Source organism: Mesorhizobium sp. M0960, from assembly GCF_040319055.1.
In the GTDB taxonomy this organism is placed as follows: domain Bacteria; phylum Pseudomonadota; class Alphaproteobacteria; order Rhizobiales; family Rhizobiaceae; genus Mesorhizobium.
This window is the reverse complement of record NZ_JAMYNN010000004.1, coordinates 177015-195022: the sequence shown is the minus strand read 5'-3', so window position 1 is coordinate 195022 and position 18008 is coordinate 177015. Positions and strand designations below refer to the sequence as shown.

Here is an 18008-nt window from a genome sequence, read left to right as displayed (position 1 = left end):
GGAGACTGCGACAATTGAAATTCGGCAGCCCGGCGCCAGACATCTTCGACAAAAAAGCCACCTGCAGCAAGCTGCTGCAGGCGGCTATTGTTTTGCTCGTGTCGAAAGTTACTTCGCGTTCGGGTTCGGCATCCAGGCCGGCATGGCGACATCGGCATGGGCGAATTGCGGCAGCTTGGCCGAGAGGTCCTCCATGTTCTTGATCTCCTTGTCGAGCAGGTCCTTCTGGGTGATCAGCGTCGGTGGCACAATGACGTTATGGCCGGGGTCTTCGCCGGCCAAGAGCTGCGCCAGCGCACGCACGGAGACCTGACCGACGACGGCCGGGTTGGTGGCGGCGGTTGCCGCCCAGGCGCTGTCGGGCTCGCGCATCGCGGCGATGTCGGAGGTCGATATGTCGGCCGAATAGATCTTGATATCCTTGTTCAGCCCGGCCTCGTCGACGGCGATCTTTACACCCTTGGCGAATTCGTCATAGGGCGCGAACATCACCTTGATGTCGGGATGAGCCGACAACACCGAGCGAGCCTGGTTGGCAACCGAATTGGCGATCGGATTGTCGAGCGTGCCGAACATGGCGGCTTCGTTGATGCCCGAATATTTCTTCTTGAATTCGACCCAGGTCTCGTTGCGGCGATCGAGCGGGGCGATGCCGGCGACATAGACATAGCCGGCCTTCCAGCTCTCGCCATTGTCTTTGACCGCCTGTTCGAGCGCCAGGCGCGCGAGGTCGCGGTCGGACTGTTCGATCTGCGGGATCTTGGGGTTTTCGACATTGACGTCGAAGGCGACGACCTTGATGCCGGCATCGACGGCACGCTGGGCGGCGTCCTTCATCGATTCCGTCAATCCGTGCTGGATGATGATGCCCTGGACGCCGAGCGCGATGGCCTGGTCGACCATGTCCGCCTGAAGCGCCGCGTCCTGACGGCTGTCGAGCACGCGCAGGTCGACGCCGAGCGCCTTGGCCTGCGCCTCAACGCCGGAGAGATAGGCCTGGAAGAAGTCGCCGGTCGAGAGATAGCGGACCAGCGCGATCTTGACGGCACCCGGCTTGTCGAACGGCGCCGGCCTGTCCTGCGCAATTGCCGGCAACTGCATCAGCAATGTTGCGCCGGCAAGCCCGAGCGCTGCTTTCCCCAAAAGTCTTCTTGTGATGTTCACGTCGTTTCCTCCACTTGTTGAACCCAAAATGTGACCCGGTCGAACCCTATCTCCTGCCCCTGCCGGACAGGGCGAAGGTGAAGACAAGGGCGACCACGAGAACCACGCCCTTGACGAAATCCTGCGTGTAGTAAGGCGCGTTCATCATCGTCAGGCCCTGCAGCAGCACGCCGACAAACACCGCGCCGACGGCCGTGCCGAAGGCGTTCGGTTTGGCGGCGCCGAGAACCGCGTAACCGATGAGTGCCGCAGCCACCGCGTCGAGCAACAGATTATTACCCGAGGCGATGTCGCCGCGTCCAAGCCGGGCGGCAAGCAAAATGCCGCCGATCGAGGCAAAAACCCCAGAAATAACGTAGGCCCAGATTTTGTATGCCTTGACAGGCGCGCCGGCGAGTTCGGCAGCGCGCTCGTTGCTGCCGACGGCGTACATCATGCGGCCGAAACGGGTGTATTCGAGAAAGAACCAGATCAGCACCGCCAGCACGAGCAGGACGACGACCGACACCGGAATGAGGTTCGGGATGAAGAAATCGAAGCGATGGCGGCCAAGCGCCAGGAACGCGGCGCCGAAGCTGCCGTTGGCGACCGAGCCGTCGGGCATGGTCATGCCGGTGGCGATCGAACGGCCCTCGGTAGGGATGCGCTGCAGGCCGACGAGCAGGAACATCATGCCGAGCGTCGCCAAAAGGTCCGGCACCCGCATATAGACGATCAGCCAGCCATTGATGAGGCCGACAACGGCGCCGATCACAAGACAGGCGACGACCGCCACGACGGCATTCTGCTCCAGCACCACCATGACGTAGGCAGCCGCCATCATGGCGCTGGTGGCGACCGAGCCGATCGACAAGTCGAAGCCGCCGACGACCAGCGTGGCGGTGACGCCGAGCGCCAGAACCCCGGTGATGGCGACCGACTGGAAGATGAAGACGGCGCTTTGCGGCGACACGAAGCCATCGGCGGCAATGGCGAAATAGGCGATCAGACCGAACAACAGGACGATGAAGCCATACCGGATGGCACGGTCGCGCAGGATCATTCAGCGCTCCCGCACGCTGGCACTGTCTTTACCCAACCTGAACTCATGCCCTCTCCATTCCAATTCTCATCGTCTTCCTGCCGTCAGGCTGCGCTGTGCAACGGCCCGCCCGCCACTTCGGCCAGCAGCCGCTCGAGATCGACATCGGTGTTGCGGTGCTCGCCGACGATCGTCTGCTCCGACATCACCAGAATGCGATCGGCCGTCTCCAGGGCTTCGTCGAGTTCGGTGACGAACAGCAGCGTCGCGCGGCCGCTGGCGCTGGCCCGCAGCTTGGCGGCGATATCGCGCCTGGCCGAAATGTCGACGCCCTGAAATGGCTCGTCGAGGATGAAAAGCCTTGCGGTCTGCGATATCCAGCGGGCGACCATCACCTTCTGCTGATTGCCGCCGGAAAGCGACGACATCTCGTCCTTCTCCGAGCGGCAGACGATGCCCAACTCCTGGATCTGCTGGCGGGCAATGGCGCGTTCGATGCGGCGCTTGAGGACGCCGAGACGCGACATTCGCCTGTGGAACGGCAGGCTGATATTTTCCTGGATGTTGAAGTCGCCGACGATGCCGTTTTCGCCCCGGTCCTTGGCGACGAGAAACACGCCGGCGGCAATCGCTTCGCCCGTCGACGCCGGAGCATAGGGTTTCCCGTTCAGCACCATGGTCCCGGACAGCGGCTGGCGCAAGCCGAACAGCGTCTCGGCGAGCGCGGTCTTGCCGACGCCGACGAGGCCGGTGATGGCGACGACCTCGCCGTCGCCGAGCGTCAGCGAAATCGGCCTGGCGCCTTCGGCAATCCGCAAGCCGTCGGCAATAAAAATTGATTTGGCCGAATTCCTGGCGACGATCCGCTCGAGTTGGATCTTGCGGCCGAGCATGGCGTTGACCGCACCTTCATAGTCCAGCGGCTTCCTGTCGAAGATACCTGAGATGACCCCGTCGCGCATCGAAATGATGCGGTCGGCAAGCCGTCTGATGTCAGACATACGGTGCGAAATATAGAGAATGGCCACGCCTTGCTGGCGAAGCCGGTCGAGCAATGCGAACAGCCGGTCGGCTTCGGCACTGGACAGCGAGGAGGTCGGCTCGTCGAGGATCAGCACTTTCGGCCGGTGCGCCATGGCGCGGGCGATCGCCACCATCTGACGATCGGCCAGCGAGAGCTCCCTGATGCGGGCCTTGAGGTCGATGGCCAGCCCCATGCGGTCGGCAACCGCCTTGGCCTCACGGCGCACCCGGCCTGGATTGAACAGCGTCGGCACGCCGCTGCCGCTCAGCCTGTCGAGCGTGAGGTTGGTTGCGACGTCGAGGTCGGCGACGACGCCGTCATTGATGTTCTGGTGGACGGTGACGACGCCGGCGCAGATCGCCTCGGCCGGCGTTTTCGGCGCAAAGTCCTGACCGACAAGCGACATCGAGCCGCCGCCATGGTCGTAGACGCCGCTGATGATCTTGACGAGGGTGGATTTGCCGGCGCCGTTGGCACCCATCAGCACGGTGACTTCGCCGGCATGCAATTCGAGCGAGACGCCGCCAAGCACCTCGATATGGCCAAAGGATTTCCTCAGGCCGTCGACGCGGAACACGGCATCATTGCCCATTCGTTCCTCCCTGACCGTGACGCTATGGGCTATATCGGCAATTGTCAACACGATTGACAATTGCTAGCGGGCTTCCTAGCTTGGCCCGACCGCCATGGCTCCGCTATCATCGGAGCACATAAGCGGGAGGTGAGGATGACTGGGAAATCGCCGTTCGAAGCACTGTCGGTCGAGACACTGGCGGGCCGTCTCCGTGCCAACGGGGCTCTGTGTTCGCAGATCGGCAAGGATACGAGCCGCTGGAAGGTCCGTGAAGTCGGCGACGGCAATCTGAACCTGGTGTTCATTGTCGAGGGTGCTGAGGGTGCGGCCGTGGTCAAGCAGGCCCTGCCCTACGTCCGGCTGGTCGGCGACAGCTGGCCACTGCCGTTGAAGCGCTCCTTCTTCGAATATCATGCGCTGACGCGGCAACAGGCGCGGGCGCCGGATTCCGTGCCTGATATCTATTACTTCGACGAAGGCCAGGCGCTGATCATCATGGAATATCTGTCGCCGCACATTATCCTGCGGCGGGCGCTGATCGAGGGCCGGCAACTGCCTAACATCGCGAAAGACATCGGCCTGTTCATGGCCCGCACGCTGTTTCGCGGCTCCGACCTCAGCATGGCGACCAAGGACCGCAAGGCCGATCTGGCGCTGTTCGCCGACAATGTCGAACTCTGTGACATCACCGAGAACCTGGTTTTCTCGGACCCGTATTTCGATGCTAAGATGAACCGGCACACCAGCCCGCAGCTCGATGGCATTGTCGCCGAACTGCGCGCCGACCGCGACCTCAAGGTCGAGGCGCAGCGGATGAAGCACCTCTTCGCCGCCAATGCCGAGACGCTGCTGCATGGCGACCTGCATTCCGGCTCGATCATGGTCACCGACACCGAAACACGGATGATCGACCCCGAATTCGCCTTCTACGGCCCGATCGCCTTCGATGTTGGCATGCTGCTCGCCAATTTCTGGATGGCGTTCTTCTCGCAGCGCGGCCATGAGCAGAATGGCAAGCGCGACGCCATGCGCGCCTATCTGCTCGACGTCACGGTCGATACATGGTCGGCATTCCGCGCCGAGTTCTCGCATCTGTGGCGAACCGAGCGTGACGGCATGCTCTACCAGAAGAGCCTGTTCGAGGATCAGGGCGACAGGCTTGGCGCCGAGCAGGCGCTCGACCACATGCTGCATTCGATCTGGACCGATCTGCTCGGCTTTGCCGGCGTCGAGGTTCACCGGCGAATTCTCGGACTTGCCCACAATGCCGATTTCGAGACCATTGCCGATCAGGATCTGCGCGCCAGATGTGAGGCAAAGGCGCTGAAATTCGGCCGTCACCTCGCCGTCAACCGGCGCCAGATCCACAGCATCGACGAGGTCAACCAATTGGCCGCGCTGATCGAACGGGAGAGCAGGATTTGAACGTCGGTGACCGCCACTACCGCACGATCTGGCCGAGTGACGACGGGCGTTCGGTGGAGATCATTGACCAGCGCTGGCTGCCGCATGATTTCCGCATCGAAAAGATCGATACCGTCGCCGGCATCGCCACGGCAATCCGCGACATGTGGGTGCGCGGGGCGCCGCTGATCGGCGTCACTGCCGCCTATGGCGTCGCCATACAGATGGCCGACGATCCGTCGGATGCGGCGCTCGACGCCGTCTGGGCAACCCTGCACGAAACGCGCCCGACGGCGATCAATTTGCGGTGGGCGCTGAATGAAATGCAGCGCTTCCTGCTGGCGCTTCCCCTGGCAGAACGTGCCGCAGCCGCCTATCGGCGTGCCGGCGAGATCGCCGACGAGGATGTCGGCCTCAACCGCGCCATCGGCGCCCATGGGCTCGAAATCATCAAGACGATCGCGGCGCGCAAGCAGCCGGGCGAACCGGTCAATATCCTGACCCACTGCAACGCCGGCTGGCTGGCCACCGTCGACTACGGCACCGCCACCGCGCCGATCTATCTGGCGACGGAAGCCGGCATTCCAGTCCACGTCTATGTCGACGAAACGCGACCGCGCAACCAGGGCGCCCAATTGACCGCCTGGGAGATGGCCGGCCACGGCGTGCCGCACACGCTGATCGTCGACAATGCCGGCGGCCATCTGATGCAGCGCGGCCAGGTCGACATGGTCGTCGTCGGCACCGACAGGACCACCGCCGACGGCGATGTCTGCAACAAGATCGGTACCTATCTCAAGGCACTGGCCGCCGCGGACAACGACGTGCCGTTCTATGTCGCGCTGCCGTCGCCGACGATCGACTGGACGGTGGGCGACGGGTTGGCCGAAATCCCGATCGAGCAGCGTTCGCCCGACGAGGTCTCGCTGGTCTGGGGCAAGACCGCTTCCGGCGAGATTGCCCAGGTCCGCGTGTCGCCGGAAGCCACGCCGGCGGCCAACCCTGCCTTCGACGTGACGCCGGCGCGGCTGGTCACCGGCTTGATCACCGAACGCGGCGTCGCCACGGCCTCGCGCGAAGGCCTGAAGGCGATGTTTCCCGAGCGCGGATGATCCGCTTTGGAGTGCCAGGAGGAGCCCTGGATTTTGCCTGATCTCACGATTTCTTGAACACGGCGCGGTTAAAAACGTCCGTTGCCTGTCCCAGATGGACGGTCGTATGCGTAGCGGCGGGGCGGCGCAACGCTCAAGCCGGGGCTGACCACGGCTCGGCGAGTGAACCAGCGGGATGCCGCGATGTCATTCAGACCGCTGCTTGGTGACGGACGGGTTCGGAGCCAGGAGGAAAAGTCGGAGCCCCTGCAAACCGCGTCATGGGTCAGCTCCTCGATCGTTTTCGACAACCGGCGGTGGGCGTGCCGGGAGGCGGAGCTCCGCTGGACAGCCCCTCATCATCTGATCGTGCTGACCGAAGAAGGCGGCACGTCCCATACGTCTATCCGGCACGAGGCAAGATCCCTCTACGACGGAATGGATCGTCCCGGAGCCCTCACCTTCGTCCCGGCAGGCGCGGAGCGACAGGGCTTCTATCGCGATGTAAACCTCTCCTATTCAGCCCTGTGGATCGATCCCGATATCGGGCTTCCCGGATGCGAACGCCTGAGGAACCTGCCGATACTGGTAAACAAGAAGGACGCGGTCGTCGCCACGCTGCTGAGTTCGCTTCGCGACGAGATGGCCCTCGGTCACAAGCCGGACACTGCCTATGTCGAGCATCTGGTGGCCCTCGTCAGCCTCCGCGTGGCCAACCTGAGCCGCGAGCAACAGCCGCTCGTACGTCACGGCTGTCTCAGCCGCCGAGCACTTGGTCGAGTTCGGGATTATATCGATGCACGTATGAATTCCGACATTTCGCTAAGCGAGCTTGCAGCTGTCGCCGACTTGGCCGTCGACAGTTTTGCGCGGCGCTTCAAGGCGACGACCGGTCTTGCCCCCTATGCCTATGTAATCGAGGAACGGGTGCGGCGAGCGGAGGCACTGTTGCGCGAAACGGGTTTGTCGATCAGTACCATTGCCTTTCGGCTCGGCTTTTCAAGCCAGAGCCACTTCACCACGACGTTCCGGCGTCTCAGGGGCATGACGCCTCGTGCCTATCGGGTGAATTCTTCTCCAGAATCCTGATAGTGCCGCCGGTTTCTTGAAAGAAAGCCGCTGCGTGCGCCCCCACCTCCAGTGTCGATGACCGAACCCGAGGGTCCGCTGTCGGGGTCAAATTGCCGTCTGCGTCCTTCATTGCGACTGGGAGATCTTGCATGGCCAAAACAGACAACAGGAGGGGGCCAACGCGTCGAACCGTGTTGGAGGGCGGGGTGGCGACCGGGGTGCTCCTGGCTACCGGGATACCGGTCGGCGCCGAGCCGGCCGACACCGTCACGGCGACGGCATCTGGCACGCCGGTACCGACGATGCCGATATCGTTGCGGATCAACGCGAAGGACCTTGCCGTCGAACTCGACCCGCGGACGACGCTGCTCGATGCCCTGCGCAACCATCTCGGCCTCACCGGCTCGAAGAAGGGCTGCGATCACGGCCAGTGTGGCGCATGCACGGTGCTTGTCGATGGACGCCGGATCAATTCCTGCCTGACGCTTGCCGCAATGCATGATGGCGACGAGATCACCACGGTCGAGGGCCTTGCCGAGGGTGACCGGCTGCATCCGGTGCAGGCCGCCTTCGTCGCCCGCGACGGTTTCCAGTGCGGCTACTGTACGCCGGGCCAGATCTGCTCGGCGGTCGGTATGCTGGGCGAAGCCAAGGCCGGCTGGCCGAGCCATGCGAGCGCCGACGTGGCAGCGGCTTCCGTCGCTCTCAGCGATGCCGAGATCCGCGAGCGGATGAGCGGCAACATCTGCCGTTGTGCCGCTTATCCGAACATCGTCGCTGCAATCCGCGACGCGGCAGAGGAGGCATGAGCAATGCAGTCCTTCACTTATGAACGTGCAACGAGTGCCCAGCAGGCGGCCGCCGCGGTCGCGGCCCGGCCGGACGCCAAGTTCATCAGCGGCGGCACCAACCTGCTCGACCTGATGAAGCTCGATATCGAGCGCCCAGCGCATCTCGTCGACATCAGCCGGCTGCCGCTTGATCGGATCGAGGAGACGGCAGAAGGCGGGCTTCGGGTCGGCGCCCAGGTCCGCAACAGCGATCTTGCCGCCGACCCGCGGGTGAGGTCCCGCTATCCGATGCTCACACAAGCGCTGCTGGCGGGAGCGTCCGGCCAGATACGCAACAAGGCCTCGACCAGCGGCAATCTCCTGCAACGCACGCGCTGCCCCTACTTCTACGACCGCAACATGCCCTGCGACAAGCGCCAGCCGGGTTCGGGCTGCGCGGCGCTTCAAGGCTTCAACCGCATGCACGCTGTACTGGGCGCGAGCGAAGCCTGCATCGCGGTCCATCCTTCGGACATGGCGGTCGCCATGTCCGGGCTCGACGCCAGGATCGAGACCGTTTCGCCCGGCGGCGAGACCCGCACGATCCCGATCGGCAATTTCCATCGATTGCCCGAGACGATGCCCCATGTGGAGACCGTGCTCGGCCACGGCGAAATGGTCGTCGCGGTTACCCTGCCGCCGCCACCACCCGGCCGGCAGCTTTACCGCAAAGTGCGCGACCGAGCTTCCTACGCCTTCGCGCTGGTGTCGGTGGCAGCAATCGTCGAAAAAAGCGGCGATCGTATCCGAAGCGCTCGGATCGCCATGGGCGGCGTGGCAGCGAAACCCTGGCGCGCGACGGAGGCGGAGCGCGGGCTGGCAGGCGCAGCGGCGTCCGACGATACCTTTACCGACGCTGCCGAAGCCGCGCTCGCCGGAGCCGTTGGGCATGGCGCCAATGACTTCAAGATCCCGCTGGCGAAACGAACGGTGCGGCACACACTCGCTGCTGCCGTCGAGAGTGCGTGAGGCGACACGATGACAGAGACGACGACCCCGAACAGCGGTTCCCAGATGCAGGCGACGAGCAGGAGATCGATATGAAACTCACGCGACGCGCCGTTACCGCCGCGGGTGGCGGCCTTTTTGTTTCTGCCGCCGCAGCTTGGGGCGCCACATCCGACCCGGGAGCTCGTCACGTGCTCGAGGCCGCCGTCGACGCCTTCTTTGCCGGCTGGGCCTCCGGCGACTGGACGGCATTCCTTGATTGTTGCGATGAGACGATGACCTTCCAATTCCCTGTCGGCGAGCAACGAGGCCGACACGGACCGCCAGACGGCAAGCCGGCACTCGCAGCCTGGACCGCCGCGCATCAAGCGCAAGGAAACAGGATCACGAAATCGACCGTCGATCTCAAGCTCTTCGCCGCCGACTGGGTCATCGTCTGCGATCGCGGGAGCGGGACAATCAGCGGCGCGCCCTACACTGGCCTGCATGCGATCTTCATGCGCGCCGGCCCGACAGGGAAGCTGGTCGAGTTTCGCGAGTATTTCGGCGAGATCGCCGCGTGAGCTCCGGCCGCTGCGCGACGAACATGAAGGTGCGAGGAAAGAGGCGTCGTCGCGGCCTCGATGCTTCCGAACTCTAAATGAAAATCTTTAGGTGACTTATGAACGAGACCATACCCGGACTGCCCGGCTCCGCCACCCATTCAAGAGTGAAACCGCGTCCCGGTGCTGGCATCATCGGGAGGCCGATCGACCGCATCGACGGTCCGCTCAAAGTGACGGGCGGCGCCACATACGCTTACGAGAATGAGCTGGATGGTACAGCCTATGGCTACATTCTCGGCGCCGCCGTCGCCAAGGGCCGCATCGCCGAGATCGACACGACCGAAGCCGAACGGGCGCCGGCAGTGCTGCTCGTCATGACGCACCGCAATGCGCCGGCCCAGCCGGATTTCGGCCCGGCGGTCACGCCGACGGTGCCGGAGGTCTTCACCCGCGCCCGGCCCGCGCTCAACAGCGATCGGGTGCGGTATTGCGACGAGCCGGTCGCGCTGGTCGTTGCGGAGACATTCGAGGCGGCACGCGCTGCTGCGGGCCTCATCAGAGTGCGCTACGACGAGGAGCCGGGCCTCTACGATCTACCGGGACATATCGCCGACTCCTACGCGCCAAAGCGGACCAATGCCGGCTTCGAGACCGACAGCGTGGTCGGCGACTTCGAGCGCGCCTTTGCGACGGCGCCGATCAAGATCGATGCCACTTACCGGACCCCCTTCGAACATCACAATCCGATGGAGCCGCATGCGACGCTCGCCGCCTGGTCAGGCAACGAGCTGACGATCCGTACATCGGCGCAGACCCTCGCGAACTTCCGGGCCGGCGTCGCCAGCACGCTTCGCATTCCGCTCGAGCGGGTGCGCATCGTGAGCCCTTTCACCGGCGGGGGCTTCGGCTCCAAGCTGATTGCCCATGCCGATACGATCCTGGCCGCACTTGCAGCGCAGGTCCTGCAGCGCCCCGTGAAGATCGCGCTGACGCGGCAACAGATGTTCGCCAATGCCGGTCACCGTGCAGAGATGATCCAACAGGTACGTCTCGGCGCGGATACCGATGGGCGGCTCACCGGGATCGCGCACGATGTCTGGTCCGCGACGTCCAGCTTCGAGGAGTACTGCGAACAAACGGCAGTTTTTGCGCGCTCGCTCTATGCGGCGCCGAACCGTCTCACCCGCCATCGCCTGGTTCCGCTGGACATCAACCGCGGCGAATGGATGCGCTCGCCCGGCGAAGCGCCCGGCATGCTGGCTTTCGAATGCGCCATGGATGAACTCGCCGAGCAGGTCGGCCTGGACCCGATCGAACTCAGGATCCGCAACGAACCGGCTCAGGATCCCGAGCGCGGAGTGCCGTTCTCCACCCGCAATCTCGTCGCCTGCATGGAGGAAGGCGCCCGCCGTTTCGGTTGGAAGCGGAGAAACCCGACACCGGGCCGAACCCGGGAGGGCCGGAAGCTCATCGGCTACGGCATGGCGGCGGCGATCCGTCCGAACTACATCGGCGCGGCGACGGCGCGAGTTGCGATCGACCGGGACGGTCGGGTGACGGCGCGGCTCGACATGACCGATATTGGGACCGGCACCTATACGATCCTGACCCAGATTGCCGCCGAGAGCCTCGGCGTGCCGATCTCGTCTGTCAAGGTGGAGCTCGGCGACAGCCGTTTCCCGCGTACCGCCGGCTCCGGCGGGTCCTGGGGCGCAGCAAGCGCGGGTTCGGCCCTGTATAATGCGTGCAACGCCCTCAAGGAACGGATCCTGGACGCGGCGCAGTCGAGCGAGGCCTCGCCGTTGCGCGGCGCGAACACCACCGAGGCAAGATTTGCCGACAGCGAAGTCAGGATCGGCCAGCGGTCGGCGAGCCTGGCCGATCTCATCCGAGGGATCGCTCCCGACGGGTTCGAGGCCGAAGGCTCCGTAGCCGCAGGCGCCACCACCCAGTCATACAAGACTTACTCGCAGCATTCGTACGGAGCGCATTTCGCCGAGGTCGCTGTCGATTGCGATACCGGTGAAATCCGCATGCGCCGGATGCTGGCAGTGATCGGCGCGGGCCGTATCCTCAACGCCAAGACCGCGCGTTCGCAAATCATCGGCGGCATGACCTGGGGGATCGGTGCGGCGCTGATGGAGCAGACGGTGCTCGACCCGCGCTACGGCCACTTCGTCAATCACGATCTTGCCGAGTATCATGTGCCGGTCAATGGCGACGTCCCCGAGATGGAAGTCGTCTTCCTCGAGGAAGACGACGACAAGGCCAATCCGCTTGGCGCGAAGGGCCTCGGCGAGCTCGGCGTCTGCGGTGCGGGGGCTGCTGTCGCCAACGCCGTCTACAACGCGACCGGAGTGCGTGTGCGTGAATTTCCCATCACCTTGGACAAGGTGCTGCCTGCCTTGCCCGTGATCGCCATTTGATGCTGCAACTTATCAGCGCCTCCCTCGCCCTCAAGGGTGACCAAGTCGGACCGGATGGCCATTTCTGCGCCATCGGCGACGACGTTGGTGGTTGACAGCGCTATCCGGTCCTTCCATACAAACGCCGTCAATGTTCTCAGGGCGGGGTGAAAGTCCCCACCGGCGGTAAGGGTCTCGGCCCAAGCCCGCGAGCGCTTTCCGGTTAGCCGGAGGGGTCAGCAGATCCGGTGAGATTCCGGAGCCGACGGTCACAGTCCGGATGGAAGAGAACGAATGGAAGACGGTCCGCTTTCGCGGTTCGGACTCCGTATCGTGCGTCCTGATTCTGGTTGGAAACGGAAGGATGGACCCATGAATCAGCATTCCCAGAACGACTATGAAACGATCCGCGTTGCCGTCATTCGGGCGCGCTGGCACGCCGATATCGTCGACCAATGCGTTGAAGCATTCGAGGCGGAACTGGCGGTTGTCGGGGAGAAACGCTTTGCCGTCGATGTCTTCGATGTGCCGGGCGCCTTTGAGATTCCCCTGCATGCAAAGATGCTTGCCGAGACCGGCCGCTATGCCGCTATCCTCGGCGCCGCGTTCGTCGTCAATGGCGGCATCTACCGGCATGAGTTCGTGGCGAGTGCGGTCATCGACGGCATGATGAACGTGCAATTGTCGACTGGCGTGCCGGTGCTTTCGGCGGTGCTGACGCCGCACAACTACCATGACAGCGCTGACCATCACCGCTTCTTCTTCGAGCATTTCAGGGTCAAGGGCAAAGAGGCGGCCGGTGCCTGCGTGCAACTGCTGGCGACACGCGAACGCATCGCGGCGTGAAATCTCCGTCGCCGGGTGGAAATCCCGGTAAGGCGCTGTAGTATCTCACGAAAACTAGGGAGGATGCCGGTGCAGACCAAGAAGATCATCAATGACGGCAACCGCTCCGTCGACGAGATGCTGGAGGGCATTCTGGCCGCGCATCCGCGCCATCTCCGAAGTGCGGACGGCAGCCCCCGCTCCATCATCGCCCGCGACGGGCCGCGCCCAGGCAAGGTCGGCCTTGTCATCGGCGGCGGCTCGGGCCACGAGCCGACCTTCCTTGGCTTCGTCGGCAAGGGGCTTGCCGACGCGGCCGCGATCGGCAACGTTTTTGCCTCGCCGCCGCCGGACCCGATCCTCGAATGCGCCAAAGCGGCCAGCGGCGGTGCCGGTGTGCTGTTCATGTACGGCAACTATGCCGGCGACGTGATGAATTTCGACATGGCCGCCGAAATGGCGGCGATGGACGATATCGAGGTGCGCACCGTGCTGACCACCGACGATGTCGCCTCGGCGCCACGCGACCAGAGGCAGAAGCGGCGCGGCGTCGCCGGCAATTTCTTCATCTTCAAGGCTGTCGGTGCCGCATGCGACCGGATGCTGACATTCGATGAATGCGAGCGTATCGCCAGGAAGGCCAACGATCAGACCTTCACTATGGGCGTGGCGCTTTCGCCCTGTTCGCTGCCGCAGACCCGCCGGCCGAATTTCGAAATCGGACCGGACGAGATGGAGATCGGCATGGGCATCCATGGCGAGCCGGGCATCGCACGCGGAAAACTAAAGACGGCCGACGAGATCACCGACGAGATGCTGGACAAGATCCTCGACGAAATGGCGCCGACGCGCAGCGACAAGGTCGCCGTGCTGGTCAATTCGCTCGGTTCGACGCCGCTGATGGAGCTCTACATCATGAACCGGCGGGTCAAGCAGAGGCTCGACGACATCGGCGTTTCCGTCCACGCGACCTGGGTCGGCAATTATTGCACCTCGCTCGAAATGGCCGGCGCCTCAGTGACGCTGATGCATCTCGACGGCGAATTGCAGGAGATGCTCGACCATCCCTGCGACTGCGCCATGTTCCGCGCCGGCTGAGAAAGCATCATGACCTCGATCGACTCAGCCGGCTTGAAAAGAATGTTCGATGAGATCGCGGCGGCGATCGACGCCGACAAGGACAGGCTCTGCCAACTCGACGGCGTCATCGGCGACGCCGACCACGGCATCGCCATGGCGCTTGGCTTCGGCGCGGTACGCGAGGCGCTGGCGCAACTCGACCTCGCGGCGACCGGACCGACGGCGCTGCTCAATACCGCGGCAAAGTCGTTCCTCAACGCCGTCGGCGCGTCGTCAGGCCCACTCTATGCGACCGCCTTCATGCGCGCTGCCGCCGCCGTCAAAGGCAAGGCAATTCTGGAGGATGCTGACATCATCGCCATGCTCCGGGCGATGGCGCAAGGCATCCAGGATCGCGGCAAGGCCGAGCTCGGCGAAAAGACCATGGTCGACGCCTGGCTGCCGGCAGCACAGGCAGCGGGCGCCGCGCAGGAAGCCGGCAAGACCCTGTTGGAGAGCTTGGAAACTGCACTCGCCGCAGCCGAACGGGGCGCCGAGGCAACCAAGGATATGATCGCCGCGAAGGGCCGCTCCTCGCGGCTCGGCGAACGATCGCTCGGGCATATGGATCCCGGCGCTGCCTCGGCCGTCACGATCATCAAAGCGATACGGTACAGTCTGGCTTAACGGACCTTCGCTGCATCGAGCCTGTCGATCGCCTGGACATTGCCGGCCGACGGTCCCATCTCATCGAATTCCGAGGCAAGCCATGCATCGACGATCGACTTGGCCAATTCCGGGCCGATGACGCGCGCGCCCATGGTGATGATCTGGGCGTTGTTGGATTTTGCAGCGCGCTCGGCCGAATAGGTGTCGTGGGTGAGTGCGGCGCGAATGCCGGGAACCTTGTTGGCGGAAATGGATACGCCGATGCCGGTGCCGCAAAACAGGATGCCGCGATCGTTCTCGCCGTCCAGGATGGTCTGGGCGAGCTTCTGTGACAGGTCGGCGTAGAAGCCCGTCTGGCTGAGATCGCTGACCGTGAGGCCGGGCTTGGTGGCGAGGTGAGCGGCGATGACATCGAGCAGCGGTTTGCCGGCGCTGTCGGCTCCAATGGCTATTTTCATGTTCGGTTTCCTTCCTGTTCGATGGTTCAGATCGCCGCTGAGGCGCGTTTGAGGATGTCTATATAGCCGTCCGCCTGCCAGGCGGAACGGCCGATGAACAAGCCGTCTATATGAGACTGTCCGATCAGTTCGGCGGCATTTTGCGGATTGACGCTGCCGCCATAAAGCACCGGCGGCACGGCCGGCAGCAGGTCGCGCGCGATTTTCTTGATCAGCGCCTGCTGTCTGCCGGCATAGTCCGAGCTTGCCGGCACGCCCTTGTCGCCGATCGCCCAGACCGGCTCATAGGCAAACAGGATCGTCGCCGCCCTGGCCGCGCCTTCGAGAAACTGCAGCGCGCCGTGCACCTGCAAGGCCAGCACCGTATCCGCCTGCCCGCTGTCGCGTTGAGCCAAAGTCTCGCCGACGCAGATCAGTGGCACGAGACCGTGCTTCACCGCCGCTGCGGTCTTCAGCCCGACAGCCTTGTCGGTCTCGCCGAAATACTCGCGCCGTTCGCTGTGGCCCAACTCTACCATATCAAGTTCGCAGTCTTTCAGCATTACCGGCGAGATCTCGCCGGTCCAGGCGCCGGCGTCAGCCCAATGCATGTTCTGCGCGCCGACCTTGATGCGCGTCGGCGACAGCGCTTTCTTGACCTCGCGGACCGCCGTGAAGGGTGGGATGACGAAGGGCTGGATGCGCTCGTCGAAACCGGGGACGAACTCGGCCAATGCCCTCGTGAAAGCCATCGCCTCGGCGAGCGTCTTGTTCATTTTCCAGCTGGTGCCGACCCAGTAAACCATGCGTGCTCCTCCTACTCTGCGACCACTGTCAGCGACACGCCGTCACCATCCAGCGCCGCACGCATCTGCGGCTGCGGCTCGCGGCCGGTGAAGACGGTATCGAAAGCCTTGAGATCGGTCAGGAAATGCAAGGCTGTGCGGCCGAACTTGCCGTGATCGACCAGCAGATATTTGCGCGCCGCAGCGGCCATCATCAGCCGTTTGGTCTGGACCACTTCCTGATCCTGGTGAAAGGCGGAAGCGCCGTGGATAGCCGATGACGACAGGAAGGCGACATCGGCGCGCAATGATTTCAGTGTATCTTCGGCGAGCAGGCCGAAGAAGCCGTGAAACTTCTTGCTGTACTGGCCGCCGAGCGCAATCAGGTTGATGCCGGCAACGCCCGCCAAATCCTGGATGACAGCCAGATTGTTCGAGATCACCGTCAGCGGACGCAGATCGACGAGATGCCGAGCAACGCCGCCCGCGGTCGAGCCGTCGTCGATGATCACCGTCTGACCCGGTTCGATCATCGTCACGGCAGCGGCGGCGATGCGCTTTTTCTCGTCGCCGGCCAGTCTCTGGCGGTAGCGGAAATCGCTCTCGAAAAGGCTGCTCGGCTGAATCGAGGCGCCGCCGCGTACCTTGCGCAGGAAGCCGCCCTCCTCGAGCTCGTCGAGGTCGCGGTGGACGGTCATCTTGGAGACGCCGAAGCGCGAGGCAAGATCGTCGACACTGGCGGTGCCGGTGTCCATCAGAAAATCCATGATGCCTTGCCGACGGCCGTCGCTCTTCATTTCCGCGGCTTCCTCGTGCAATCCGAACCACGTTCCGAGATATAACAGGAAACGTCGCATAGCCACCAGTATTTTTGTGATAATGTTATATCTGCCTGGGATATCATGACGCTTCTGACGGCGTGCCGTAACAAGAATTGCTGTCGGCCGGGCGTCCAGCGGTTGCGGTGCAGCGGAAATCCGGCCAGAAGCTTTAGCGGGCTCGACAATAGCCGAACAGCCCGCAAACACTGGCTCGAAACCGGATACGGGAGACTACTGAGTGGCTCGCATCACACTGAGACAATTGCTCGATCATGCCGCCGAATACGGTTATGGCGTGCCTGCCTTCAACATGAACAATATGGAACAGGGCCTCGCCATCATGGAGGCAGCCGAGGAGACCAAATCGCCGGTCATCCTGCAGGCGAGCCGCGGCGCGCGGGCCTACGCCAACGATGTCGTGCTGGCCAAGCTGATCGACGCGCTGGTCGAAATCCATCCTGATATCCCGGTCTGCATGCATCTCGACCATGGCAACAACGAAGCGACCTGCGTTACCGCAATCCAGTACGGCTTCACCTCGGTGATGATGGACGGATCGCTGAAGGAAGACGGCAAGACGCCGGCCGACTACGGCTATAATTCCGATATCACCCGCCGCGTCGTCGATATGGCGCATTGGGGCGGCGTGTCGGTGGAGGGCGAGATCGGCGTTCTCGGATCGCTGGAGATGGGCGGCGGCGAACAGGAGGACGGCCATGGCGTCGAGGGCGTCATCAGCCACGATCAGCTGCTGACCGACCCGGTTCAGGCCGAACAGTTCGTGCGCGACACCCGTGTCGATGCGCTGGCCGTCGCCATGGGCACCAGCCACGGCGCCTACAAGTTCAGCCGCAAGCCGGACGGCGCGGTGCTTGCCATGAACGTCATCGAGGAAATCCACCGCCGCTTGCCGAACATGCACCTCGTCATGCACGGCTCGTCCTCGGTGCCGGAGGAGCTGCAGGAGATCATCAACAAATATGGCGGCCAGATGAAGCCGACATGGGGGGTGCCGGTCGAGGAAATCCAGCGCGGCATCAAGCATGGCGTGCGCAAGATCAATATCGATACCGACAACCGCATGGCGCTGACCGGCGCGATCCGCAAGGTGCTGACCGAGAACCCGAGCGAATTCGATCCGCGCAAATATCTGACGCCGGCGATGGCCGCCATGCGGAAGCTGTGCAAGGAGCGTTTCGAGCAGTTCGGCACTGCCGGCAACGCACCGAGGATCAAGCCGCTGCCGGTCTCGGAAATGGCCAAGCGCTACAAGTCGGGCAGTCTCGATCCGAAATTCGGCTGACATATTCCGGTTCTGAGCAGGAGCCGCGTCGG

At 63.6% G+C, this 18008-nt stretch carries 17 protein-coding genes and 1 riboswitch; of the genes, 11 read left to right on the top strand and 6 right to left on the bottom strand.

Going from position 1 to position 18008, the window contains the following annotated elements; all coding sequences use genetic code 11:
* Positions 1 to 108: 108 nt before the first annotated feature.
* From NKH63_RS11680 to NKH63_RS11670, 3 genes are all read right to left on the bottom strand, one after another.
* Positions 109 to 1164: a substrate-binding domain-containing protein gene (locus tag NKH63_RS11680; RefSeq protein WP_352482691.1), complete on the bottom strand. Its 1056-nt coding sequence runs from the start codon at positions 1162 to 1164 to the stop codon at positions 109 to 111.
* Between the two features lie 46 nt (positions 1165 to 1210).
* Positions 1211 to 2206: an ABC transporter permease gene (locus tag NKH63_RS11675; protein ID WP_023716746.1), complete on the bottom strand. Its 996-nt coding sequence runs from the start codon at positions 2204 to 2206 to the stop codon at positions 1211 to 1213.
* Positions 2207 to 2289: 83 nt separating this feature from the next.
* Positions 2290 to 3801, bottom strand: coding sequence for a sugar ABC transporter ATP-binding protein (locus NKH63_RS11670; RefSeq protein ID WP_352917881.1), 1512 nt, complete (start codon positions 3799 to 3801; stop codon positions 2290 to 2292).
* 135 nt (positions 3802 to 3936) lie between these two features.
* Here NKH63_RS11670 and mtnK point away from each other — a divergent pair, with 135 nt between their 5' ends.
* The 10 genes from mtnK to dhaL all read left to right on the top strand — a co-directional run bounded on the left by mtnK (position 3937) and on the right by dhaL (position 14648).
* Positions 3937 to 5208, top strand: a complete 1272-nt coding sequence (gene mtnK, locus NKH63_RS11665; RefSeq protein WP_352482694.1) for an S-methyl-5-thioribose kinase — start codon at positions 3937 to 3939, stop codon at positions 5206 to 5208.
* Positions 5205 to 6299: an S-methyl-5-thioribose-1-phosphate isomerase gene (mtnA, locus tag NKH63_RS11660; RefSeq protein WP_352482696.1), complete on the top strand. Its 1095-nt coding sequence runs from the start codon at positions 5205 to 5207 to the stop codon at positions 6297 to 6299. Before mtnK ends, mtnA begins: the two co-directional genes overlap by 4 nt.
* Before the next feature lie 183 nt (positions 6300 to 6482).
* Positions 6483 to 7367 carry a helix-turn-helix domain-containing protein gene (locus NKH63_RS11655; protein ID WP_352482884.1) on the top strand — a complete coding sequence of 295 codons (885 nt, stop codon included), beginning with the start codon at positions 6483 to 6485 and terminating at the stop codon, positions 7365 to 7367.
* Positions 7368 to 7498: 131 nt separating this feature from the next.
* The gene (locus NKH63_RS11650) at positions 7499 to 8158 is read left to right on the top strand and encodes a 2Fe-2S iron-sulfur cluster-binding protein (protein WP_023716741.1); all 660 of its coding nucleotides are present in this window, start codon (positions 7499 to 7501) and stop codon (positions 8156 to 8158) included.
* A 3-nt stretch (positions 8159 to 8161) separates the two neighbouring features.
* Positions 8162 to 9148, top strand: a complete 987-nt coding sequence (locus NKH63_RS11645; protein ID WP_023716740.1) for an FAD binding domain-containing protein — start codon at positions 8162 to 8164, stop codon at positions 9146 to 9148.
* Between the two features lie 71 nt (positions 9149 to 9219).
* Complete coding sequence (locus NKH63_RS11640) at positions 9220 to 9690, top strand: nuclear transport factor 2 family protein (protein WP_352482698.1); 471 nt, start codon at positions 9220 to 9222, stop codon at positions 9688 to 9690.
* 98 nt (positions 9691 to 9788) lie between these two features.
* Positions 9789 to 12098 (top strand): xanthine dehydrogenase family protein molybdopterin-binding subunit, encoded by a 2310-nt coding sequence (locus NKH63_RS11635; protein ID WP_352845862.1) that lies wholly within the window; start codon positions 9789 to 9791, stop codon positions 12096 to 12098.
* Between the two features lie 128 nt (positions 12099 to 12226).
* A riboswitch (FMN riboswitch) is annotated at positions 12227 to 12373 on the top strand.
* Positions 12374 to 12449: 76 nt separating this feature from the next.
* Entirely contained in the window at positions 12450 to 12923 is a 474-nt protein-coding gene (locus tag NKH63_RS11630; RefSeq protein WP_352482699.1) for a 6,7-dimethyl-8-ribityllumazine synthase, read from the top strand.
* 63 nt (positions 12924 to 12986) lie between these two features.
* Complete coding sequence (locus NKH63_RS11625; RefSeq protein ID WP_352845860.1) at positions 12987 to 14000, top strand: dihydroxyacetone kinase subunit DhaK; 1014 nt, start codon at positions 12987 to 12989, stop codon at positions 13998 to 14000.
* A 9-nt stretch (positions 14001 to 14009) separates the two neighbouring features.
* On the top strand, positions 14010 to 14648 hold the full coding sequence (dhaL, locus tag NKH63_RS11620; RefSeq protein ID WP_352845859.1) for a dihydroxyacetone kinase subunit DhaL: 639 nt from the start codon (positions 14010 to 14012) through the stop codon (positions 14646 to 14648).
* Here the strand turns inward: dhaL and derI are convergent.
* The 3 genes from derI to NKH63_RS11605 are packed head-to-tail and all read right to left on the bottom strand — an operon-like array spanning position 14645 to position 16649.
* Positions 14645 to 15088: a D-erythrulose-4-phosphate isomerase gene (gene derI / locus NKH63_RS11615; RefSeq protein WP_352482706.1), complete on the bottom strand. Its 444-nt coding sequence runs from the start codon at positions 15086 to 15088 to the stop codon at positions 14645 to 14647. The two genes, dhaL and derI, sit on opposite strands and share 4 nt — an antisense overlap.
* A gap of 26 nt (positions 15089 to 15114) precedes the next feature.
* Positions 15115 to 15873: a triose-phosphate isomerase gene (locus NKH63_RS11610; protein ID WP_352482707.1), complete on the bottom strand. Its 759-nt coding sequence runs from the start codon at positions 15871 to 15873 to the stop codon at positions 15115 to 15117.
* Positions 15874 to 15884: 11 nt separating this feature from the next.
* The gene (locus NKH63_RS11605; RefSeq protein WP_352482709.1) at positions 15885 to 16649 is read right to left on the bottom strand and encodes a DeoR/GlpR family DNA-binding transcription regulator; all 765 of its coding nucleotides are present in this window, start codon (positions 16647 to 16649) and stop codon (positions 15885 to 15887) included.
* Between the two features lie 262 nt (positions 16650 to 16911).
* On the opposite strand from NKH63_RS11605, the gene fba reads away from it, so the two are divergent.
* A complete protein-coding gene (fba, locus tag NKH63_RS11600) occupies positions 16912 to 17976 on the top strand; it encodes a class II fructose-bisphosphate aldolase (protein WP_352493967.1) in 1065 nt (354 codons plus the stop codon).
* The last annotated feature ends 32 nt before the right edge of the window (positions 17977 to 18008 follow it).

Coding starts and splice junctions, on each gene's coding strand:
- NKH63_RS11675 (WP_023716746.1), bottom strand. CDS start 2,206: ATGATCCTGCGCGACCGTGCCATCCGGTATGGCTTCATCGTCCTGTTG.
- NKH63_RS11670 (WP_352917881.1), bottom strand. CDS start 3,801: ATGGGCAATGATGCCGTGTTCCGCGTCGACGGCCTGAGGAAATCCTTT.
- mtnK (WP_352482694.1), top strand. CDS start 3,937: ATGACTGGGAAATCGCCGTTCGAAGCACTGTCGGTCGAGACACTGGCG.
- NKH63_RS11655 (WP_352482884.1), top strand. CDS start 6,483: ATGTCATTCAGACCGCTGCTTGGTGACGGACGGGTTCGGAGCCAGGAG.
- NKH63_RS11650 (WP_023716741.1), top strand. CDS start 7,499: ATGGCCAAAACAGACAACAGGAGGGGGCCAACGCGTCGAACCGTGTTG.
- NKH63_RS11645 (WP_023716740.1), top strand. CDS start 8,162: ATGCAGTCCTTCACTTATGAACGTGCAACGAGTGCCCAGCAGGCGGCC.
- NKH63_RS11640 (WP_352482698.1), top strand. CDS start 9,220: ATGAAACTCACGCGACGCGCCGTTACCGCCGCGGGTGGCGGCCTTTTT.
- NKH63_RS11635 (WP_352845862.1), top strand. CDS start 9,789: ATGAACGAGACCATACCCGGACTGCCCGGCTCCGCCACCCATTCAAGA.
- NKH63_RS11630 (WP_352482699.1), top strand. CDS start 12,450: ATGAATCAGCATTCCCAGAACGACTATGAAACGATCCGCGTTGCCGTC.
- NKH63_RS11625 (WP_352845860.1), top strand. CDS start 12,987: ATGCCGGTGCAGACCAAGAAGATCATCAATGACGGCAACCGCTCCGTC.
- dhaL (WP_352845859.1), top strand. CDS start 14,010: ATGACCTCGATCGACTCAGCCGGCTTGAAAAGAATGTTCGATGAGATC.
- derI (WP_352482706.1), bottom strand. CDS start 15,088: ATGAAAATAGCCATTGGAGCCGACAGCGCCGGCAAACCGCTGCTCGAT.
- NKH63_RS11610 (WP_352482707.1), bottom strand. CDS start 15,873: ATGGTTTACTGGGTCGGCACCAGCTGGAAAATGAACAAGACGCTCGCC.
- NKH63_RS11605 (WP_352482709.1), bottom strand. CDS start 16,649: ATGAAGAGCGACGGCCGTCGGCAAGGCATCATGGATTTTCTGATGGAC.